Annotated in this window: 20 protein-coding genes; 17 read left to right on the top strand and 3 right to left on the bottom strand. The window is 26.8% G+C overall.

The features are described from left to right. Positions 1-2: 2 nt before the first annotated feature. Positions 3-179: a uracil-DNA glycosylase gene (locus LXN10_RS14755; protein WP_375723745.1), complete on the bottom strand. Its 177-nt coding sequence runs from the start codon at positions 177-179 to the stop codon at positions 3-5. A gap of 1 nt (position 180) precedes the next feature. Next, entirely contained in the window at positions 181-753 is a 573-nt protein-coding gene (recR, locus tag LXN10_RS14750; protein WP_375723744.1) for a recombination mediator RecR, read from the bottom strand. Between the two features lie 76 nt (positions 754-829). Here recR and dnaJ point away from each other — a divergent pair, with 76 nt between their 5' ends. The 17 genes from dnaJ to LXN10_RS14665 all read left to right on the top strand — a co-directional run bounded on the left by dnaJ (position 830) and on the right by LXN10_RS14665 (position 17,150). Next, entirely contained in the window at positions 830-1,954 is a 1,125-nt protein-coding gene (gene dnaJ / locus LXN10_RS14745) for a molecular chaperone DnaJ (RefSeq protein WP_375723743.1), read from the top strand. Between the two features lie 111 nt (positions 1,955-2,065). Then, the gene (locus LXN10_RS14740; RefSeq protein ID WP_375723742.1) at positions 2,066-4,699 is read left to right on the top strand and encodes a transporter substrate-binding domain-containing protein; all 2,634 of its coding nucleotides are present in this window, start codon (positions 2,066-2,068) and stop codon (positions 4,697-4,699) included. A gap of 64 nt (positions 4,700-4,763) precedes the next feature. Then, positions 4,764-5,978, top strand: a complete 1,215-nt coding sequence (trpB, locus tag LXN10_RS14735) for a tryptophan synthase subunit beta (RefSeq protein WP_375723741.1) — start codon at positions 4,764-4,766, stop codon at positions 5,976-5,978. Between the two features lie 71 nt (positions 5,979-6,049). Next, entirely contained in the window at positions 6,050-6,802 is a 753-nt protein-coding gene (locus LXN10_RS14730; RefSeq protein ID WP_375723740.1) for an SDR family NAD(P)-dependent oxidoreductase, read from the top strand. Further along, the gene (locus LXN10_RS14725; protein WP_375723739.1) at positions 6,799-7,233 is read left to right on the top strand and encodes a nuclear transport factor 2 family protein; all 435 of its coding nucleotides are present in this window, start codon (positions 6,799-6,801) and stop codon (positions 7,231-7,233) included. Before LXN10_RS14730 ends, LXN10_RS14725 begins: the two co-directional genes overlap by 4 nt. Continuing rightward, on the top strand, positions 7,230-8,474 hold the full coding sequence (locus tag LXN10_RS14720; RefSeq protein WP_375723738.1) for an MFS transporter: 1,245 nt from the start codon (positions 7,230-7,232) through the stop codon (positions 8,472-8,474). Before LXN10_RS14725 ends, LXN10_RS14720 begins: the two co-directional genes overlap by 4 nt. Positions 8,475-8,554: 80 nt before the next feature. Then, a complete protein-coding gene (locus LXN10_RS14715) occupies positions 8,555-9,052 on the top strand; it encodes a lipocalin family protein (RefSeq protein WP_375723737.1) in 498 nt (165 codons plus the stop codon). A gap of 9 nt (positions 9,053-9,061) precedes the next feature. After that, positions 9,062-10,297 carry an NAD(P)/FAD-dependent oxidoreductase gene (locus tag LXN10_RS14710; RefSeq protein ID WP_375723736.1) on the top strand — a complete coding sequence of 412 codons (1,236 nt, stop codon included), beginning with the start codon at positions 9,062-9,064 and terminating at the stop codon, positions 10,295-10,297. Next, entirely contained in the window at positions 10,294-11,037 is a 744-nt protein-coding gene (locus LXN10_RS14705) for a DUF1365 domain-containing protein (RefSeq protein WP_375723735.1), read from the top strand. Before LXN10_RS14710 ends, LXN10_RS14705 begins: the two co-directional genes overlap by 4 nt. Beyond that, entirely contained in the window at positions 11,037-12,263 is a 1,227-nt protein-coding gene (locus LXN10_RS14700) for a class I SAM-dependent methyltransferase (protein WP_375723734.1), read from the top strand. The genes LXN10_RS14705 and LXN10_RS14700 overlap by 1 nt, the downstream gene beginning before the upstream one ends. Beyond that, entirely contained in the window at positions 12,260-12,793 is a 534-nt protein-coding gene (locus LXN10_RS14695; RefSeq protein WP_375723733.1) for a DUF3833 domain-containing protein, read from the top strand. The genes LXN10_RS14700 and LXN10_RS14695 overlap by 4 nt, the downstream gene beginning before the upstream one ends. A gap of 9 nt (positions 12,794-12,802) precedes the next feature. Then, positions 12,803-13,444: a pyridoxamine 5'-phosphate oxidase gene (gene pdxH / locus LXN10_RS14690; protein WP_375723732.1), complete on the top strand. Its 642-nt coding sequence runs from the start codon at positions 12,803-12,805 to the stop codon at positions 13,442-13,444. Between the two features lie 11 nt (positions 13,445-13,455). Next, positions 13,456-14,520, top strand: coding sequence for an EAL domain-containing protein (locus LXN10_RS14685; protein WP_375723731.1), 1,065 nt, complete (start codon positions 13,456-13,458; stop codon positions 14,518-14,520). Positions 14,521-14,597: 77 nt separating this feature from the next. Beyond that, a complete protein-coding gene (locus tag LXN10_RS14680; RefSeq protein WP_375723730.1) occupies positions 14,598-15,833 on the top strand; it encodes a putative DNA modification/repair radical SAM protein in 1,236 nt (411 codons plus the stop codon). Then, the gene (locus LXN10_RS14675; protein WP_375723729.1) at positions 15,830-16,558 is read left to right on the top strand and encodes a TIGR03915 family putative DNA repair protein; all 729 of its coding nucleotides are present in this window, start codon (positions 15,830-15,832) and stop codon (positions 16,556-16,558) included. Before LXN10_RS14680 ends, LXN10_RS14675 begins: the two co-directional genes overlap by 4 nt. An 81-nt stretch (positions 16,559-16,639) precedes the next feature. Then, positions 16,640-16,951 carry a lipocalin family protein gene (locus LXN10_RS14670; protein WP_375723728.1) on the top strand — a complete coding sequence of 104 codons (312 nt, stop codon included), beginning with the start codon at positions 16,640-16,642 and terminating at the stop codon, positions 16,949-16,951. Beyond that, on the top strand, positions 16,926-17,150 hold the full coding sequence (locus LXN10_RS14665) for a lipocalin family protein (RefSeq protein ID WP_375723727.1): 225 nt from the start codon (positions 16,926-16,928) through the stop codon (positions 17,148-17,150). Before LXN10_RS14670 ends, LXN10_RS14665 begins: the two co-directional genes overlap by 26 nt. Positions 17,151-17,170: 20 nt before the next feature. Here LXN10_RS14665 and LXN10_RS14660 read toward each other — a convergent pair whose 3' ends face one another. Beyond that, positions 17,171-17,992, bottom strand: a complete 822-nt coding sequence (locus LXN10_RS14660) for a ferritin-like domain-containing protein (RefSeq protein WP_375723726.1) — start codon at positions 17,990-17,992, stop codon at positions 17,171-17,173. Between the last annotated feature and the right edge of the window lie 45 nt (positions 17,993-18,037).

Raw genomic sequence — 18,037 nt, 5'->3', positions numbered from 1 at the left:
TCCTATTTTGTATTTGGTTTTTTTTGATAAAATTTACAGTCTAATCTACTAGAATTTTTTACAACTGTACTTGGTAGTGTTTGCGATTTAAAGCCATATGCCTTACAACCATGAGCTCTTCCACCTTGCCATGTAACATAATAGTATACACATTTTTGACAAATAATTCGTTCTTCCATTTTAAATTAATACTTTACTTTGAATTGCTTTTGCTAATGATAAGATATCAACATTTTCTAAACTAACTCCCGTAGGAACACCTTGCGCTATTTTTGTGAAATTTATATTAAATTCTTTTAATCTATCTTCAATAAATAAAATAAAAGCATCATTAGATAATGAAGGAGATATAGCAAAAAGAACATCTTTAACTCTATTTGTTTTAACATATGAGATTAATTGGTCAAGTACTATTTCATCTAAGTGAGATATTACAAAATATTTTCCATTAAACTGTTTTGACTCTTCAATCGTAAAAATATCTTTTGCTGATTGAACAACACAAATAAAACTAGACTCTCTCTCATCATCTAAACAAATTTCACAAATCTCATGTTCACTCATGCAGCCACATTTTGAACATTTTCTTATTGACTTTAGTGCATTTTCAATACTATGTGCAATTTTAATCCCACAATAATTATCATTCATAATAATATGATAAGCAAGTCTTTGTGCCGATTTCTTACCTATTGTTGGTAAGTTTTCAAATGCGTCTACTAAGTCGTAAAATTTATTTAATCCAAGTTTCATTTGGCGATTATATCAAAGATTTATGATTAATTAGATAAAATCGCGGAGTTTTTAAAATAATTTGAGGAGAAATACTTTGTTAGACATAGATTATTATGAATTATTAGAAGTGACAAAAAGCGCTGATAAAAGTACTATAAAAAAAGCTTACAGACAGATGGCAATGAAATACCATCCTGATAAAAACCCTGATGATAAAGAGGCTGAAGAGAAATTTAAAGCTATAAATGAAGCCTATCAAGTTTTAAGTGATGAAGAAAAAAGAGCTTTATACGATAGATATGGTAAAGCTGGATTAGAAGGTCGTGGACAAAGTAGAGGTGGCTTTAGTGGTGGATTTGATGATTTAAGTTCAATTTTTGAAGAAATGTTTGGTCAATCTGGTTTTGGCGGTGGTCAAAGCAGAAGACAAAAGAAAACATATAGCTATAATTTAGATATTGGTGTTGAATTAAAAGTTGAATTTAATGAAGCAGCTTTTGGTGCTAAAAAAGATGTTGTATACAAATACAAAACTGCATGTAAGCCTTGTAAAGGAACTGGAGCAGAAGATGGTAAATTATCTACTTGTAAAACTTGTGCAGGTCAAGGACAAGTTCACACAAGACAAGGGTTTATGACATTTGCACAAACATGTCCTACTTGTAATGGAAGTGGAGAATCAGTAGCTAAAAAATGTAAAAAATGTTCTGGAACAGGATATGAGACTCATGAAGAGAAATTTAGTGTGGATATTCCAGAAGGTGTAAATGATGGAAATAGAATTAGAGTGTCAAATAAAGGAAATATAGCTCCTGATGGTACAAGAGGTGATTTATATTTACAAATAAATGTAAAAGAAGATCCTCATTTTATAAGACATGATGATGATATTTATATTGAAGTTCCACTATTTTTTACACAGGTTGCCCTTGGTGATAGTATTACAATTCCTGGATTAAGAGGAAAATTATCACTTGATATTCCAATAGGTACTAAAGACAAAGAACAATTTAAATTCAAAGGTGAAGGTATCAAATCTGTTCAAGGATATGGAAAAGGTGATTTAATAGTTCAAATAAAAATCAAATACCCAAAAAGTATAAATGATGAACAAAAAGAACTATTAGAAAAACTGCAAGAAAGTTTTGGAATAGAAAGTAAACCACATGAAAGAAATTTTGAAAGTATGTTTGATAAAGTAAGAAAGTGGTTTAAATAAAGTAAGGAACTCTCCTTGCTTTAATATTAAAACTAAATAATAATTATTTAGTTTTATTTTATATTTTACTGTTACAATTAATAGAAATAAAAATTAATAAAAGACTTTATTATGAAATATTTATTATTAGTCTCACTCTTTGTTATTATTACTTTTGCAAATTCAATAAATGAAGATACTAAAAAAGAAAATATATATTTCTCTTCTGATTTAAATTGGATTCCTTATAGTTTCTACGATAATAAAATACCAAAAGGTTATATTCTTGATTATATTAACTTATTAGCTAAAAAAGGAAATTTTGAACCTATATTTTTACCTGATAAATGGTCAAATAATATTGAAAAATTAAAATCAAAAAAAATAGATGTATTAAGCGGAGTTTTGTACAAAAAAAGTAGAGAAGAATTCTTATTATTTACAGATGTATTTTTAAAACAAAGATTAGCAATTGTATCTAATACTAATAGACTTGAGTTAAAGGATATAAAATCATTAAGTAATAAAACTATTGGAATGATTAAAGATTGGGCTATTACAAATTTAGTACAAAAAAACTTTCCTGAAATAAAAATCAGATTTTATAATTCATTGGATGATATATTTACAGATATAAAAAATCAGAAAATTGATGCAACAATCCAGTATAATCTTACTGCAAAATATTATATTAATAATACATTTTTAAATACACTCAAAACTTCAATAATCCCTAAAATAAAAGGTTTTAATGAAAATATTTATTTAGGAGTACGAAAAGATCGTCCAGATTTAGTTGAAAGATTAAATAAAGCAATAAGAAGCATTACTCCTGATGAACTTGAATATCTTAATGATAAATGGGAATCAAATAAAGATCAGATATATTTAACTAAAGAAGAAAAAGAATTTATTCAAAATCATACAATAAGAGTCTCTTTTACAACTAATTGGGCACCAATTAGTTTTATTGACAATGGAAAAGCTTATGGACTAGGATTTGATTTTTGGTATAACATAGTAAAAAAAACAAATTTAAAAGTTGAATATAAAACTGAAGATAAATTTTATAAATCTTTAAATGAGATTAAAAATAAAACTCAAGATGTTATTGTTACAACCTCAAAAACAAAAGATAGAGAAAAATATGCAATTTTCTCAAAAGTTTATTTTAAAATTCCTATTGGAATTGTTACAACAAAAGATCAAAACTATATACCTAGTGTTGAATCTTTAAAGGGTAAGAAAATAGCAGTTGGAAGAAACTATACTGCTTATAAACTACTTCATGAAAACTACCCATATTTAAATTTTGTCTTTGTTGATAATATAAAACAAGGATTAGAACTTGTTTCTTCTCATAAAGTATTTGCAGTAGTAGATAGCATGCCAGTGCTTGCTTATAATATCAAAAAAAATAGTTTACACAATCTTAAAATTTCAGGTAATACTAATATTGACTATAATTTACAAGTAATGATAAGAGATGATTATGTAATTTTAAAAAACATTATAAATAAAGCATTAGATAGTCAAAAACTAGAAGAAAAAGAGACTATATATAATAAATGGTTAGACTTGAAATTTGTTAAACCTTTTGATTATGAACTGATGTTTAAAATCTTAATTCCTATAATAATCATATTTTTTATAATTATTTACAAAAATAGACAATTAACTAAATATCAAAAAGAGTTAAATTTAGCTAAATCAGAACTTGAACTTTCATTAGAAAGTTTTAAGAGTTTACTTGATTTTACAGTTGATGGTATTTTTATTTTAAAAAATAAAAAAATTATTTTTGTAAATAATCAAGCTATTAAAATGTTTCAATATACGAAAGAAGAATTGTTGAATTTTCCTATAGAAAATCTTTTTATTTTAGATAAGAATATAGATTTGATAATAGAAGAAGCAAGAAATAATTCAATTGAATTAAATGCTAGAAATTCAAAAGACATAACATTCCCTATTATGCTTAAAGCTAAGAATATACTTTTTGAAAATAATAATACAATTATATTATCAACTATTGACATGACAGAGATACGACAAAGAGAAAGACTTTTGATTCAACAATCAAAAATTGCAAGCTTAAGTGAAATGTTAAATAATATTGCACATCAATGGAGACAGCCACTTAGCTTTATTTCTACTGCTGTCACAGGATTAAAAATTCAAAAAGAGTATAATCAATTAGATGAAAAAATGTTTTTTGAAACGATAGATGAAATAGAAGAAAAAACACAATATTTATCTAAAATAATTAGTGATTTTCAAAATTATTTAAATGGAGAAAAAACTATTAAAAAGTTTGATTTATCTAGATGTATAAAACAAACTTTAAATATATTGAATAATAGTTTTATTGAAAATAAAATAAAAATAATCAATAATTTAACCAGCAATATAGAAATTATCTCAAATGAAAATGAGTTAAATCAATCTTTACTTTATGTGCTAAATAATGCGAAAGATGCTTTAATTGAAAATAATATAAAAGAAAAAAACATTGAAATCAATACTTATATAAAAAACAGCAATTTTGCAGTTATAGAAATAATAGATAATGCAGGAGGAATAGATACTAAAATTATAGATAAAATTTTTGAACCATACTTTACTACAAAACACAAATCTCAAGGCACTGGTCTTGGATTGTATATGACCCATAAAATCATAACACAAAACTTAAATGGTAATATAGATATAGAAAATTATAAAAGTACTTTTACTAAAGTAACTATTGAAATACCTCTTAAATAATATAATCTTTATTTAACTCCTATTTACTTATAATACACACAGTAATTAAAAAAATGAGGTAAAAATGAAAGAGTCATATTTAAGTTCATATCCTGATGAAAAAGGGTATTTTGGTAGATTTGGTGGTTCTTATATTCCAGAACAACTAATAAAACCATTTGAAGAAATTACTAAAGCATATAATGAAATTAAAAACTCAGAAGAATTTCTAAATGAGTTAAAATATGTAAGAAGACATTATCAAGGAAGACCCACTCCTGTTTCATATGCCAAAAATTTAACGCAATTTTGTGGTGGTGCGAAGATATATTTAAAAAGAGAAGATTTAAACCATACAGGAGCTCATAAATTAAATCATTGTATGGCTGAAGTAATATTAGCTAAGCATTTAGGTAAGAAAAAAGTTATAGCAGAAACAGGAGCGGGACAGCATGGTGTTGCCCTTGCAACTGCAGCTGCATATTTTGGACTAGAGTGTGAGATTCATATGGGTGAAGTTGATATAAAAAAAGAGCATCCAAATGTACTTAGAATGAAAATACTGGGTGCAAAAGTAGTACCAGTAAGCCATGGTTTAAAAACTCTAAAAGAAGCAGTTGATTCAGCTTTTGAAGCATATTTAGCTGATACTGATAACTCTATTTATTGCATTGGTTCAGTTGTAGGTCCTCATCCTTTTCCTATGATGGTTAGAGATTTTCAAAGTATAATTGGAATTGAAGCTAGAGAACAATTCTGGGGTCATGAAAACAAACTTCCAAATTATGTAATAGCTTGTGTTGGTGGTGGTTCAAATGCTATGGGAATATTCTCAGGCTTTATTGATGATGAAGGGGTTAATTTATATGGAGTTGAACCTTTAGGTAGAGGTGAAAACTTAGGTGAACATGCAGCTAGCTTAACATATGGAAGTGAAGGAATTATGCATGGATTTAATTCTATTATGTTAAAAGACGAAAAAGGTGAACCTGCCCCTGTTTACTCAATAGGTAGTGGAATAGATTATCCATCGGTTGGACCAGAACATGCATTTTTAAAAGATAGTGGAAGAACAAAAGTAGGACTATGTGATGATATAGAAGCTGTTAATGCCTTTTATAAGTTGTCACAACTAGAAGGTATCATTCCTGCACTTGAATCTGCCCATGCCGTTGCATATGCTATGAAATTAGCACCTACTTTAAGTAAAGAAGAGACAATATTAGTCAATTTAAGTGGTAGAGGGGACAAAGATATTGATTTTGTTATTGAAAACTACCCTCTTGTTGATTTGAAATGATTTATTAACTAACATATAAAGCATACAAAAAAATAAAAAACATAGTTAAACTTCAAAATAAAGGTTTAACTATGAAAAATATTTGGATAATAGGTTCTAGTAGTGGAATTGGCTTAGATCTTTTAAATATATATTTAAAACAAGATTATAAAATAATAGCCTCATCTAGAACAATAGAATCATCAAAAGAAATACTGGCTTTACAAAAACAATACCCCAATAAACTAAATCTGCTGGATATTGATGTATCTAATACACAAAGCGTAGAATCATCTGTTAAAAATGCTTTTAGCATATTTGATACAATAGATATAACTATTTTTAATGCAGCAGTTTACGAAGTAATGTCTATGGAAAATTGGAATATTAAGCATTATGAAAATATGACTAATATTAATTATCTAGGAGCATTAAGAGTAACTACGACACTTGTTCCATTTTATGAGAAACAAGGATTTGGGAGATTAGTTTTTAATGCAAGTTTATCAAGCTATTTTGGTCTTCCTTATGGGGGAGGATATAGTGCAAGTAAAGCTGCTCTTGTAAACTTTGCCCAATCTATTCAAGCAGAACTTATCGTAAAAAACATTGAAATACAAATTATCAATCATGGTTTTGTAAAAACTCGATTGACAGAAAAAAACGATTTTGAAATGCCAGATTTAATTACTAGCGAAGTTGCTGCAAAAAATATTTATGAAGGAATAAATAAAAAATACTCTTTTGAGATAAGGTTTCCTTTTAAGATATCTCTTTTTTTAAGACTAATGGCAATGTTACCTTATAAAATATCACTTTCAATAAATAAAAAGTTATTAAAATGAATTACAAACAACATGCTCAAAATTATGCTTTATTTTTTGAAAACTTAAATAGAGACTTAAATATAAATGATTATAAAATAATATTTACAGAAGATATTTATTTTGAAGATCCCTTCCAAAAAATAAATGACTTAAGCTCTTTAATAAAAATCTTTAATCATATGTATGAAACACTAGAAGAACCAAGTTTTAAAGTTACTGAAATAATTACAAAAGATAATATCTCTTATCTTAGATGGATTTTTAAATATAAAACTTCAAAGGCAAGTAAAGAGTATGAATTATTCATAGGAGTAAGTAGAGTTGAGTTTTCTTCAAAAGGCAAAGTTGTCTCACATATTGATTATTGGGATAGTGGGGTAAATATTTATGAAAAAATACCTATTTTAAAATATATTATTAAATATATAAAAAATAAGCTAAAAGCATGAATAAAATATTTGAGAAGATTGCTTATGGAATATTAGCTATTCCAATAGCTTTTTTAGGACTTCCTATATATATTTATTTGCCAAATTTTTATGTAAATGAAGTGGGGTTAAATATTGCACTTGTGGGTATTGCACTTTTTTTATCAAGATTACTTGATATGATTAGTGACCCTTTTATTGGACTTATTAGTGATAAAAAAATAAAAAAAAGCTATTTAATAGCTGGAGGAAGTATAATTTTACTTTTTAGCTTTTATTTTCTTATTCACCCTACTAGTTCAAACTCCTTTTGGTGGTTATTTCTCTTCTCAGCTCTTACTTATATTTCTTGGAGTTTTATAAATATTCCCTATCTTGCTTTAAATGCAGAACTTGGAAAAGATTATCATGATAATACAAAATTATCTTTTTCAAGGGAAGTTTTTACAATAGTTGGTGTAGTTATAGCACTTCTTTTGCCTTATATTTATAATATATCTGAAGATGCAAAAGAGAGTCTGAATTTACTTTTAAAAACTTCTTTATTAGTTTTTCCTATAGTTATATTAATTTTTATTTTATTTATTAAAGAAGATAAAAATAAAATCGAAACCTTAGCTTTTTTTGATAGTTTGAAAAAGTTTAAAAAAGATTTTTCAAAAGCAAATAATATTTTTATAGCTTTTATATTAAACAACCTAGCAAATGCCATTCCAGCAACTTTGTTTTTATTTTATGTGCAATTAGTACTTAAAACGCCAGAATATACAGGAGCTCTTTTATTAGTTTATTTTTTATCAGCTGTAATTGCTTTGCCTTTTTGGATATATTTATCTAAAAAAATCGATAAACAAAAAGTCTGGATAAGTTCAATTCTTTTTGCAGTTGTATCTTTCTCATTTGTTCCATTTTTAGGTGAGCAAAACTATATTTTATTTGGAATCATATCTTTTTGTACAGGAATAAGTCTAAGTGCTGATATGGCAATACCAGCATCTATTCAATCAGATATCGCTCAAAAATCAAAAACCTTAGGAAATCAAATATCTGGAGTACTATTTGGGTTTTGGAATATGATTACAAAACTATCTTTAGCCTTGGCTGTATTTATTACTTTTATTGTCTTAGAAATTGTTGGTTTTGATGTTAATAATATCTCAAATTTAGCTTTAAACACCCTAATTATACTTTATTCTATTCTTCCAATATTTCTTAAACTTTTAGCAGTTCTTTTTATAAAAAGGTACAAAGACCAATATTAATTTATGAAATGACAAAAACTAGCTATTAAACTATTTACTCTATTTATATAATTGTATTAATAAAAGTTTAGGAATTTAATATGCGTGTAATATTTATGTTATTATTTTTTTTCTTGTCTTTGTATTCAAAGACTCCTCAAAGTGTCAATTTTGTTGACCCTAAACTTTTTAGTGGAACTTGGTTTGAGATTGCACGCACATATAATTATTTTGAGAAAAATTGTCTAGCACCTACTGTTGAGTATAAACTACTTGATAGCAATGAGTTTAAAGTCTTCAATAGGTGCTATGACAAATATGATACTCAAAATATTATTCAGTACGAAGGGAAAGCAGTTCCAAAAGAAAAAGATTCTATGTCAAAAATAGATATGACATATTTTTTAATATTTACAAGTGAGTATAGAATCATTTACCTAAATGATTATCAAACTGCTGTAATGGCAAGTAGTGATTTAGAAAATATTTGGATTATGAGTAAAACAAAAAATATAAAAAAAGATGAGTTAAATAAGATTTTAAAATTCTTAGATAGTTTTATGGATACATCAAAACTAATTTACTCAAATCATTCATAAAGGTTAAATATGAGAATTGCTGTATTAGGTGGGGGAATAAGTGGACTTGGAAGTGCTTATTTACTAAGTAATAAACATGAAGTTGATTTATATGAAAAAGATAATCGATTTGGTGGACATGCTAGAACAACTCAAGTTGAAGATGATGGTAAAAAATTTGGAGTTGATACTGGCTTTTTAGTATTTAATCATGCAACCTACCCTCTTCTTACAAAACTATTTGAGGATCTTGATGTAAAAATAGAAAACTCAGATATGAGTTTTGCTTTTTGGGATACAAAATCAAATATAGCTTATAATGGAGAATCATTAAAAGGAATGTTCTTCCAAAAGAAAAATCTTTTTTCTCCAACTCATTACAAAATGATAAAAGATATATTAAATTTTAATGAAAGAGCAAATTTTGATTTAGAAATAAATTCACCCCAATTAAACAAGTCTTTAGGGGAATATATAGCAAACTACTCAGAAGCATTTAAAAATAGATATTTGATTCCAATGGGTGCATCTATTTGGTCAACACCTAGTGATAAAATGCATGACTTTCCAGCTTATACATTTATAAATTTTTTCAAAAATCATGGATTATTGGGAGTTAATAGTCACCATCAATGGCTAACTGTATCAAATGGAAGTATAAATTATGTAAACAAAATCATTAAAAAAATCTCAGGAAAAGCTATCTTAAACTCTGATGTTATCGCTGTTACAAGGGAGAGGAATGAAGTCATTTTACATCATTCAGATAACTCAAAATCAAGCTATGACAAAGTGATATTTGCAATGCATGCTCCAGAGGCTTTAGAGTTAATAAAAGATTCAACTTCTATTGAAGAAGAGATATTAGGTGCTTTTAAATATAAAAATAATAGTGCCCTACTTCACAATGATAATAATGTTTTATATCCAAATAAAAAAATCTATGCAGCTTGGAATTATAAAAGTTATGAAAATAGTAAAAATGCCACTTTGTCATATTGGATAAATAGATTGCAAAATTTAAAAAGTAAAAAAGACTATTTTGTCTCTCTAAATGAAATAGATAGTGTAGAAAATATTATTGAAAAAATTGAATATGCTCATCCTCAATTTGATATGAATGCAATAAATATGCAAAAAAGAAGAGATGAAATAAATGGAGTAAATAATACATATTTTGCCGGAGCTTATTGGAGATATGGCTTCCATGAAGATGGTTTATGGAGTGCTAATACTATTGCACAAGAGTTAGGATGTGGATTATGAGTCATAAATTTTTTGATGGAATAATATATCATAAAAGATTTTTACCAATTGAACATAGTTTTAAGTATAAATTTTTTATGTTAGATATTGATTTAAGTGATATTAATTCATTAAAAAACACTCTATTTTCAACTAATAAGTTTAATTTATTCTCTTTTTTATCGAAAGATCATTTTGGGCAAAAGAAAAGTTTTTTAGACAATGTAGAATATCTCTTAAAAGCCCATAATGTAGAAAAATCTTCAAGAATGCATTTTGTAACACTTCCTAGAATTATGAATTTTGTCTTTAATCCACTAAGCCTTATAATTATCTATGATGAAAACAATAAACCAAGTAAACTTTTAGCAGAAGTACATAATTACAATGGTGGTAGAGTCATTTATAATCTTGATTTAGAAGAGATGAAAGGAAATAAATATAAAGGAATAGTGAAAAAAGATATGTATGTTTCTCCTTTTTTTAATAGAGTTGGAGATTATGAATTTACTTTTAAGTACACAGAAAACTCTATGCTAATAAAAATCGATTTGTATGAAAATCAAAATAGAGTACTTTGCGCATATTTTAATGGAAACTCATTGGAGTTTTCATCAAAAAATGTTTTAAAACTATTTTTTAAACATACATTTTTAACTTTTTTTGTAGTAACAAGAACAATCTGGCAATCAATAAAACTAAAAAGATTGGGACTAGTTTGGAAAAAGCCTACAAAAGAAGATCAAATAAGGAGATACTAGTGAAAAAGTTATGGCATAAATTTGGTGAGAATTTATTATCAAAAATTCAAATAGGTAATTTAAAAGTAACCTACCCAAATAATCAAATAAAATATTATGGAAACAAATTAGAAGAAGAAGTTTCTTTAGAAATACATGATTATAGTTTTTTTAAAAATCTTCTTTTTTATGGAGATATAGGTTTTGCAGAGAGTTATATGAATAAAGAATTTTCTGTAAATAATTTAACAAACCTTATTAAACTTGCTTTATTAAACTCAAAACACATAGGAATAAAAAGTGAAGACAATGCAAAAAACTTTCTTATGAATCTTCTTCCTCATTTTAATAAAGTAAAACATCTTTTAAGGAAGAATTCAAAAAAGAATTCAAGAAAAAATATTTCAGAGCATTATGATTTATCAAATGATTTTTATAAACTATTTTTGGATGATACAATGATGTATTCAGCTGCAATATTTAAAGATAAAGATGAAGATTTATATACAGCTCAAAAAAGAAAAATAGAACACCTTGCAAACAAACTAAATCTCAAAAAAGGTGACAATGTACTAGAAATTGGTTCTGGTTGGGGATCTATGGCTTTACATTTAGCAAAAGAAAAACAGTGTAAAGTGACAACAATAACACTTAGTACTGAACAAAAAAGACTTTGTGAGGAGAAGTTTAAAGAACATAAAGTGGAAGAAAGCATAGATATTTTGCTAAAAGATTATAGGGATTTAGAAGGTAAATTTGATGCAATTATCGCTGTAGAGATGTTTGAAGCTGTAGGAAAAGAGTACTTTGATATTTTCTTTAAAAAGTGTGAATCATTACTAAAACCAAGTGGTGTTGTTGTTTTACAAATAATAACAATGCCAGACCAAAGATATAAACACTATAGTAATAGTACAGACTTTATTCAAAAATATATATTCCCTGGTGGACATTTGCCAAGTGTTTCTAAAATATTAGAAACAACTACAAAATATACAAACCTAAATTTATTACATATGGAAGAGTTTACAGAAGATTATGCAAAGACTTTAAATATCTGGTATCAAAACTTCTTAAATAAAAAAGAAGAGATAAAAAAACTAGGATTTGATGAGTACTTTTTAAGAATGTGGGAAATGTATCTTAATTATTGTGAAGCTGCATTTTTAACTAGAAATGTAAACTTAGTACAAGTTACACTAACAAGAGATCAAAATATAGATTTAAACAAAGGATTAGTAGCATGAAATTTATAAAATATACTTTACTTATCGTTTTAACTTTTTTAATAACAGGATGTACTTCTATGAAAATGAGTGACTTTAAAGATACAAAACCAGTGTTTATTCCAAAAGATTATTTTAATGGAGATTTAAAAGCTTATGGGATAGTAAAAGATATGGGTGGAAAAATCATAAAAAGCTTCAAGGCTGATATGAATGGTTCTTGGGATAAAAATGGAGTTGGGACATTAGATGAAAAGTTTGTTTATAGTGATGGTACAAAACAAACAAGAGTTTGGACATTAACTCCCCAAAAAGATGGTACATACATAGGAATTGCTTCTGATATAGTTGGTGATGCAGTTTTAAGAAGCTTAGGAAATACTGTTATGATGGACTATACGATGAGAGTTCCTTATGGAAGTGGAACTCTTGATATCAATGTAAAAGATTGGTTACATTTACAAGAAGATGGTATAATAATAAATCATTCAAAAATGAAAAAGTTTGGTTTTACGGTTGGAGAATTAGTTATTACAATCATAAAACAATAAAGAAATATAATGAAAGATTTATCTAAATTAAGACAAGAATATACAACAAAAGGTTTGAGAAGAGAGGATTTATTAGACTCTCCAATTAAACAGTTTGAACTATGGTTTGAACAAGCATTAAGTGCTGAAATTTTAGAACCAAATGCTATGAGTTTGGCAACGGTTGGAAAAGACATGAAACCATCAATTAGAACAGTTTTATTAAAACTGTATGATGAAAATGGTTTTGTGTTTTTTTCAAACTACAAAAGTAAAAAAGCTTGGCAAATAGAGGAAAATCCATATGCAGCTGTACATTTTGCGTGGTTAGGCTTAGAAAGACAAGTTAAAATTGAAGGGACAATTGAGAAGATTAGTAAAACTGACTCTTTGAAATATTTCCTTTCTCGTCCAAAAGGGAGTCAAATAGGAGCTTGGGTTTCTCACCAAAGTGAAATTATTAGTTCAAGAAGTCTACTTGAAGCCAAATTTGATGAGATAAAAAACAAGTTTGTAAAAGGTGAGATTCCTTTTCCTTCTTTTTGGGGTGGATATGTAATAAAACCAAAAGTTGTTGAGTTTTGGCAAGGTGGCAAAGATAGACTACATGACAGATTTGAATATAGTATAAATGAAGAAAATAATTGGAAAATAAATAGATTAGCACCATAAAAGGAGATATCATGATTCAATGTTCGTGTAAAGAAGAATTTAATATTTGTGGAAGTGAATCAACTATTCATCTTATTTCAAATATAGATGAGTTATTAAAGAAATCAGAGATGTATATAAATGAGTTAGGACTAGAGACAAATATAGATGAGAATATATGCTCTTTTGTTTCCTTAAACCCAAATCTGTTTTTTGAAGAAAATGCTGATTTCTTAATAGAAAAATTTTCTGAAGAAGAACAAAAAGAGATAAGAGTTTTTATAGAAAACCATAGACATCCACTTACAATCAATAGTGTATTAAAATCAAAACCACTTTTTTTATATCTAAATTTTATAAAAGATGCTTCTTTTTTTGATATTTTATATAGTAAAAGTTTTACCTCACATTTTCAAGCAATTATTGACATGAAAAAAAACTCTATTTTTGGATATGAAGCTTTAATAAGAGGTGTTTATCCAGATGGAACACTAATGTACCCAGATGAAATTTTCAAAAAATCAACTAGAAATAATACAAACTTTAAACTCGATCAAATATGTAGAGAAACAGCCCTTAAGACAGCTGCAACTAAAAGAGTAAATAAAAAAATATTTATTAACTTTTTACCAACTTCTATATATGATCCTGAATTTTGTCTTCAATCTACTGTTAAATGGGCGAAACAACTAGATTATGATCCAAAAAATATAATTTTTGAAGTAGTTGAAACAGAAAAAGTAGAAGACAAAAGTCACTTAAAGAATATTCTTAATTTTTATAGGGAAAAAGGTTTTTTAATTGCTTTAGATGATGTGGGAGAAGGATATTCATCTTTAAATATGATTATAGATATCAAACCAGATATTATCAAAGTAGATAGAAATATAATAGATAATATACAAAATGACACTATGAAACAGTCTATTTACAAAGCTCTTAGACAAATATCAGATGAAAATGGTATAAAACTTCTAGCAGAAGGTGTTGAAACAATTGAAGAGTTAAATAAGGTAAAAGAAATTGGAGTTGATTATGTGCAAGGTTATTATTATGCAAAACCAAGTGCAGAGATAATTAGGAAAATTGCCTATTAAAAACTTTTTATAAAACCTTTTCATTACAAATTGATATATTTTTAAGGATAAGCTTTATTTTTATATAAAATGTAAAAATGAGAAAAGATATTTATGAAAAGATGGAAATACTAAGTAATAGTGCCAAATATGATGTCTCTTGTTCCTCAAGTGGAGAAAAAGAAAACCACAAAATAGGTGAACTTGGAGCTAGCCATTCAAGTGGGATTTGTCATACATACACAGCAGATGGAAGATGTGTTTCATTATTAAAAGTATTACTTACAAATTATTGTATTTATGATTGTGCTTATTGCATAAATAAAGTTTCAAATGATATCCCAAGGGCTGCTTTTGCACCAAGAGAGTTAGCTGATATTACTATAAATTTTTATAAAAGAAATTATATCGAAGGTCTTTTTTTAAGTTCTGGAATCATAGACAATGAAGACCATACCATGACTTTGATTTTAAGAACACTAAAAATACTTAGATATGAGTATAAGTTCAATGGATATATTCATGTGAAGCTAATTCCAGGTGGAAGTATGGAATTAGTGGAACAAATAGTAAAATTAGCAAATAGAGTAAGCTCAAATATAGAACTTCCAAGTGATAAATCACTAAAACTTTTAGCCCCAAATAAAACAAAAGAAAAGGTTTTAGAACCTTTAAAATATGCAAGAGATTTAAGCCTAGAAAAGGGAAAACAACCAATAGGAATGAGTACGCAATTAATAATTGGTGCAACTCCTGAGAGTGACAGAGACATACTTAAACTCAGCTCTGCTTTGTATGATAAAGCTTTATTAAAAAGAGTCTATTATAGTGCCTATATTCCTGTCAATGATGATAAAAACTTACCCACAATAGTAACTAAACCACCACTTGTTCGAGAACATAGACTCTATCAAGCGGATTGGCTACTTAGGTTTTATGATTTTTCTTGGGACGAAATAGTAACAGATGAATTTCCAAATTTAGATGAAAACTTAGATCCCAAAACATTTTGGGCACTTAATAATCTAAAGTATTTTCCAATGGAGATAAATAAAGCCTCAAGAGAAGAACTTCTTAGAATACCTGGAATTGGGGCAAGAGCTGTGCAAAAGATATTAAATGCAAGAAGATTTAAAAGACTTGGGTTTGATGATTTAAAAAAACTTAAAATATCTCTAAAAAGAGCTCTTTATTTTATAACTTGTAATAAAGAGTTTCAAAGGCAAATACCATTTTATAGGGATTCTATTAAAACAGCACTTTTAAAACCTGAAAGAAAAAAACTCGTACAACCTAGTTTATTTGACTTTAGTGCAGTAAGTGGTGAATTGTGATTTTGATTTATGATGGTACTTTTGAGGGCTTTTTATCTTTGATATATAGTGTTTATTATGATAAATTCAAGCCAAAGAATATTTATAAAAGTTTACCAGAAGAGATATTATTTGATGAGATAAAATATATAGAAACTAAAAAAGAAAATTCTCAAAAAGTACTTGATTCTATAAAAAGAATATTTCCAAAAAATATGCTTCAAAAGATTTTAAATATTTTCATGTGTGATAAAAAAGATTTTGAGATACAGCTTTTAGAATTTATAATAATAGGATTTAAAAATCAAAAAGAGCTATTTAATATAAATAATTCTTGTGTGTTTTATATAAATAACCTTGAAAAAGAGTTATTTAAGAATGTACATAGAATGTATGCTTATACAAGATTTGAAGAGCTGGAGGATGGGTGTTTATATGCAAAAATAGACTGCAATTTCAATGTGCTTTATTTTTTAGCAAAACACTTTATAAAAAGGTTTAATAATCAAAATTTTATAATTCATGATGTTAAAAGAGAAATTGCTTTTGTTAAAAATGATATGAATGTAAGTATAGAAAATATATCTTCATTTGAAACTCCTATTTACTCCCAAAATGAAGAGAAGTTTCAAAAACTATGGAAAAGTTTTTTTAATGCTGTCTCTATAAAAGAGCGTGAAAATAAAAAATTACAACAAAGCCAAGTTCCTTTAATATATAGAACTTATATGAGTGAATTCTTTTAAAACAAATTTGAACTTACATAAAACAAATACAAAAGTATTTTTTATTTAATTATAATTTAAAAAAATATAAAGGTAAATTTTATGAACACTATTTTTAAAAGCACCCTACTCCTATCAATCCTTTTACTTTTTACAGCTTGTTCTAGTAAATATGCACCATTAAAAACTGTCAAAAAAGTTGATATTAATAGATATCTTGGAACTTGGTATGAAATAGCAAGGTATGAGCATTTTTTTGAAAAAGGCTGTAAAAATGTAAGTGCAAATTATACTCTAAGAGATGACAATAAAATTAAAGTAGTTAATTCATGTCAAAAAATTGATACAAATGAAAAGACAAAAGCTACAGGAGTTGCATATACTACAAATGAGTCAGCTAGTAAATTTTTTTAGACCATTTTATGGTAATTATTGGGTCTTGATGCTTGATAAAGATTATAAATATGCATTAATAGGTGAACCATCAAGGGAGTATTTATGGATTCTTTCTAGAACAAAAAAACTTGATAAAGAAACTTTAAATAAAATACTTGATTCCTTACCAGCTTTGGGATATACGAAAGATAAACTTATTTGGACAATTCAAGAATAAAAGTGAAAGTGTATATTGTGTTATGCACAGTCACTTTTATTTGATAATCTTTTTAATTCATCACAAGAAAATCCAGCTTTTTTCCTAGCTTCAAAATTCATATCAGGTTTTTTTCCCTGTGTACTACCGGGATAATACTTTTCAAGAAGTTCTAAGTAAGTATTTTCTACATCTAAATTCTCTTTTTCGCAAGCATACTTAAACCATTTGTCTCCTTTATAGACATGGTCGACTTCTTCTTCTAAAATAATATTAAGTGCTTTAAGAATTTCATTATTTATTTCATCGGGATTTGATTCTAGTTTTTTCATGATTTTCGGATTTTGGTCAAGTCCATTTGCTTCTAAGTATCTTGGAACTATAGCCATTCTTTCTACAAGGTTTGTTGTCTTTTTCATAGCTTCAAAAAGATTTGTGTGCACTTCAAAATCTCCATATTTATAACCAACTTTATTCATAATCTCTTCTATCATTAAAAAATGTCTTATTTCATCACTTGCAACTTCTAACCAATCTTTATAATACTCTTTTGGTAAGTTTTTAAAGCGCAAAGCTGCATCAAGAGCCAAATCAATAGCACTGTATTCAATATGTGCTATTGTGTGAAGAAGACTTCCTTTACCCTCTTTTGTATCAAAATATTTTCTTATTTTTACATTTTTTGGAAGAACTATTTTCATAAAACTTTTATATGAAGGTTCCTCTAATGGCATAATTACATAATTGTTACTAAAATCTATATTTTCATTTAAAAATTCTTTATAAAAACAATCAAATTTTCTAAACTTTTCATTTGGATTAATTGTTAACAAAATCTCTTCTAAATCCCTAAAATAATTCACTTATTACCTCTAAATTGATATAATCACAAAAATAGATTCTATCTA

Origin of the sequence: Arcobacter iocasae (assembly GCF_042214795.1) — a bacterium.
Taxonomy (GTDB): Bacteria; Campylobacterota; Campylobacteria; order Campylobacterales; family Arcobacteraceae; genus Arcobacter; species Arcobacter iocasae.
This window is presented reverse-complemented; position numbering and strand designations above follow the sequence as displayed.

Excerpts from the sequence above, each read along its gene's own strand:
- LXN10_RS14755 (WP_375723745.1), bottom strand. The coding sequence starts at position 179 with ATGGAAGAACGAATTATTTGTCAAAAATGTGTATACTATTATGTTACA.
- recR (WP_375723744.1), bottom strand. The coding sequence starts at position 753 with ATGAAACTTGGATTAAATAAATTTTACGACTTAGTAGACGCATTTGAA.
- LXN10_RS14740 (WP_375723742.1), top strand. The coding sequence starts at position 2,066 with ATGAAATATTTATTATTAGTCTCACTCTTTGTTATTATTACTTTTGCA.
- trpB (WP_375723741.1), top strand. The coding sequence starts at position 4,764 with ATGAAAGAGTCATATTTAAGTTCATATCCTGATGAAAAAGGGTATTTT.
- LXN10_RS14730 (WP_375723740.1), top strand. The coding sequence starts at position 6,050 with ATGAAAAATATTTGGATAATAGGTTCTAGTAGTGGAATTGGCTTAGAT.
- LXN10_RS14725 (WP_375723739.1), top strand. The coding sequence starts at position 6,799 with ATGAATTACAAACAACATGCTCAAAATTATGCTTTATTTTTTGAAAAC.
- LXN10_RS14720 (WP_375723738.1), top strand. The coding sequence starts at position 7,230 with ATGAATAAAATATTTGAGAAGATTGCTTATGGAATATTAGCTATTCCA.
- LXN10_RS14715 (WP_375723737.1), top strand. The coding sequence starts at position 8,555 with ATGCGTGTAATATTTATGTTATTATTTTTTTTCTTGTCTTTGTATTCA.
- LXN10_RS14710 (WP_375723736.1), top strand. The coding sequence starts at position 9,062 with ATGAGAATTGCTGTATTAGGTGGGGGAATAAGTGGACTTGGAAGTGCT.
- LXN10_RS14705 (WP_375723735.1), top strand. The coding sequence starts at position 10,294 with ATGAGTCATAAATTTTTTGATGGAATAATATATCATAAAAGATTTTTA.
- LXN10_RS14695 (WP_375723733.1), top strand. The coding sequence starts at position 12,260 with ATGAAATTTATAAAATATACTTTACTTATCGTTTTAACTTTTTTAATA.
- pdxH (WP_375723732.1), top strand. The coding sequence starts at position 12,803 with ATGAAAGATTTATCTAAATTAAGACAAGAATATACAACAAAAGGTTTG.
- LXN10_RS14685 (WP_375723731.1), top strand. The coding sequence starts at position 13,456 with ATGATTCAATGTTCGTGTAAAGAAGAATTTAATATTTGTGGAAGTGAA.
- LXN10_RS14680 (WP_375723730.1), top strand. The coding sequence starts at position 14,598 with ATGAGAAAAGATATTTATGAAAAGATGGAAATACTAAGTAATAGTGCC.
- LXN10_RS14670 (WP_375723728.1), top strand. The coding sequence starts at position 16,640 with ATGAACACTATTTTTAAAAGCACCCTACTCCTATCAATCCTTTTACTT.
- LXN10_RS14665 (WP_375723727.1), top strand. The coding sequence starts at position 16,926 with ATGAGTCAGCTAGTAAATTTTTTTAGACCATTTTATGGTAATTATTGG.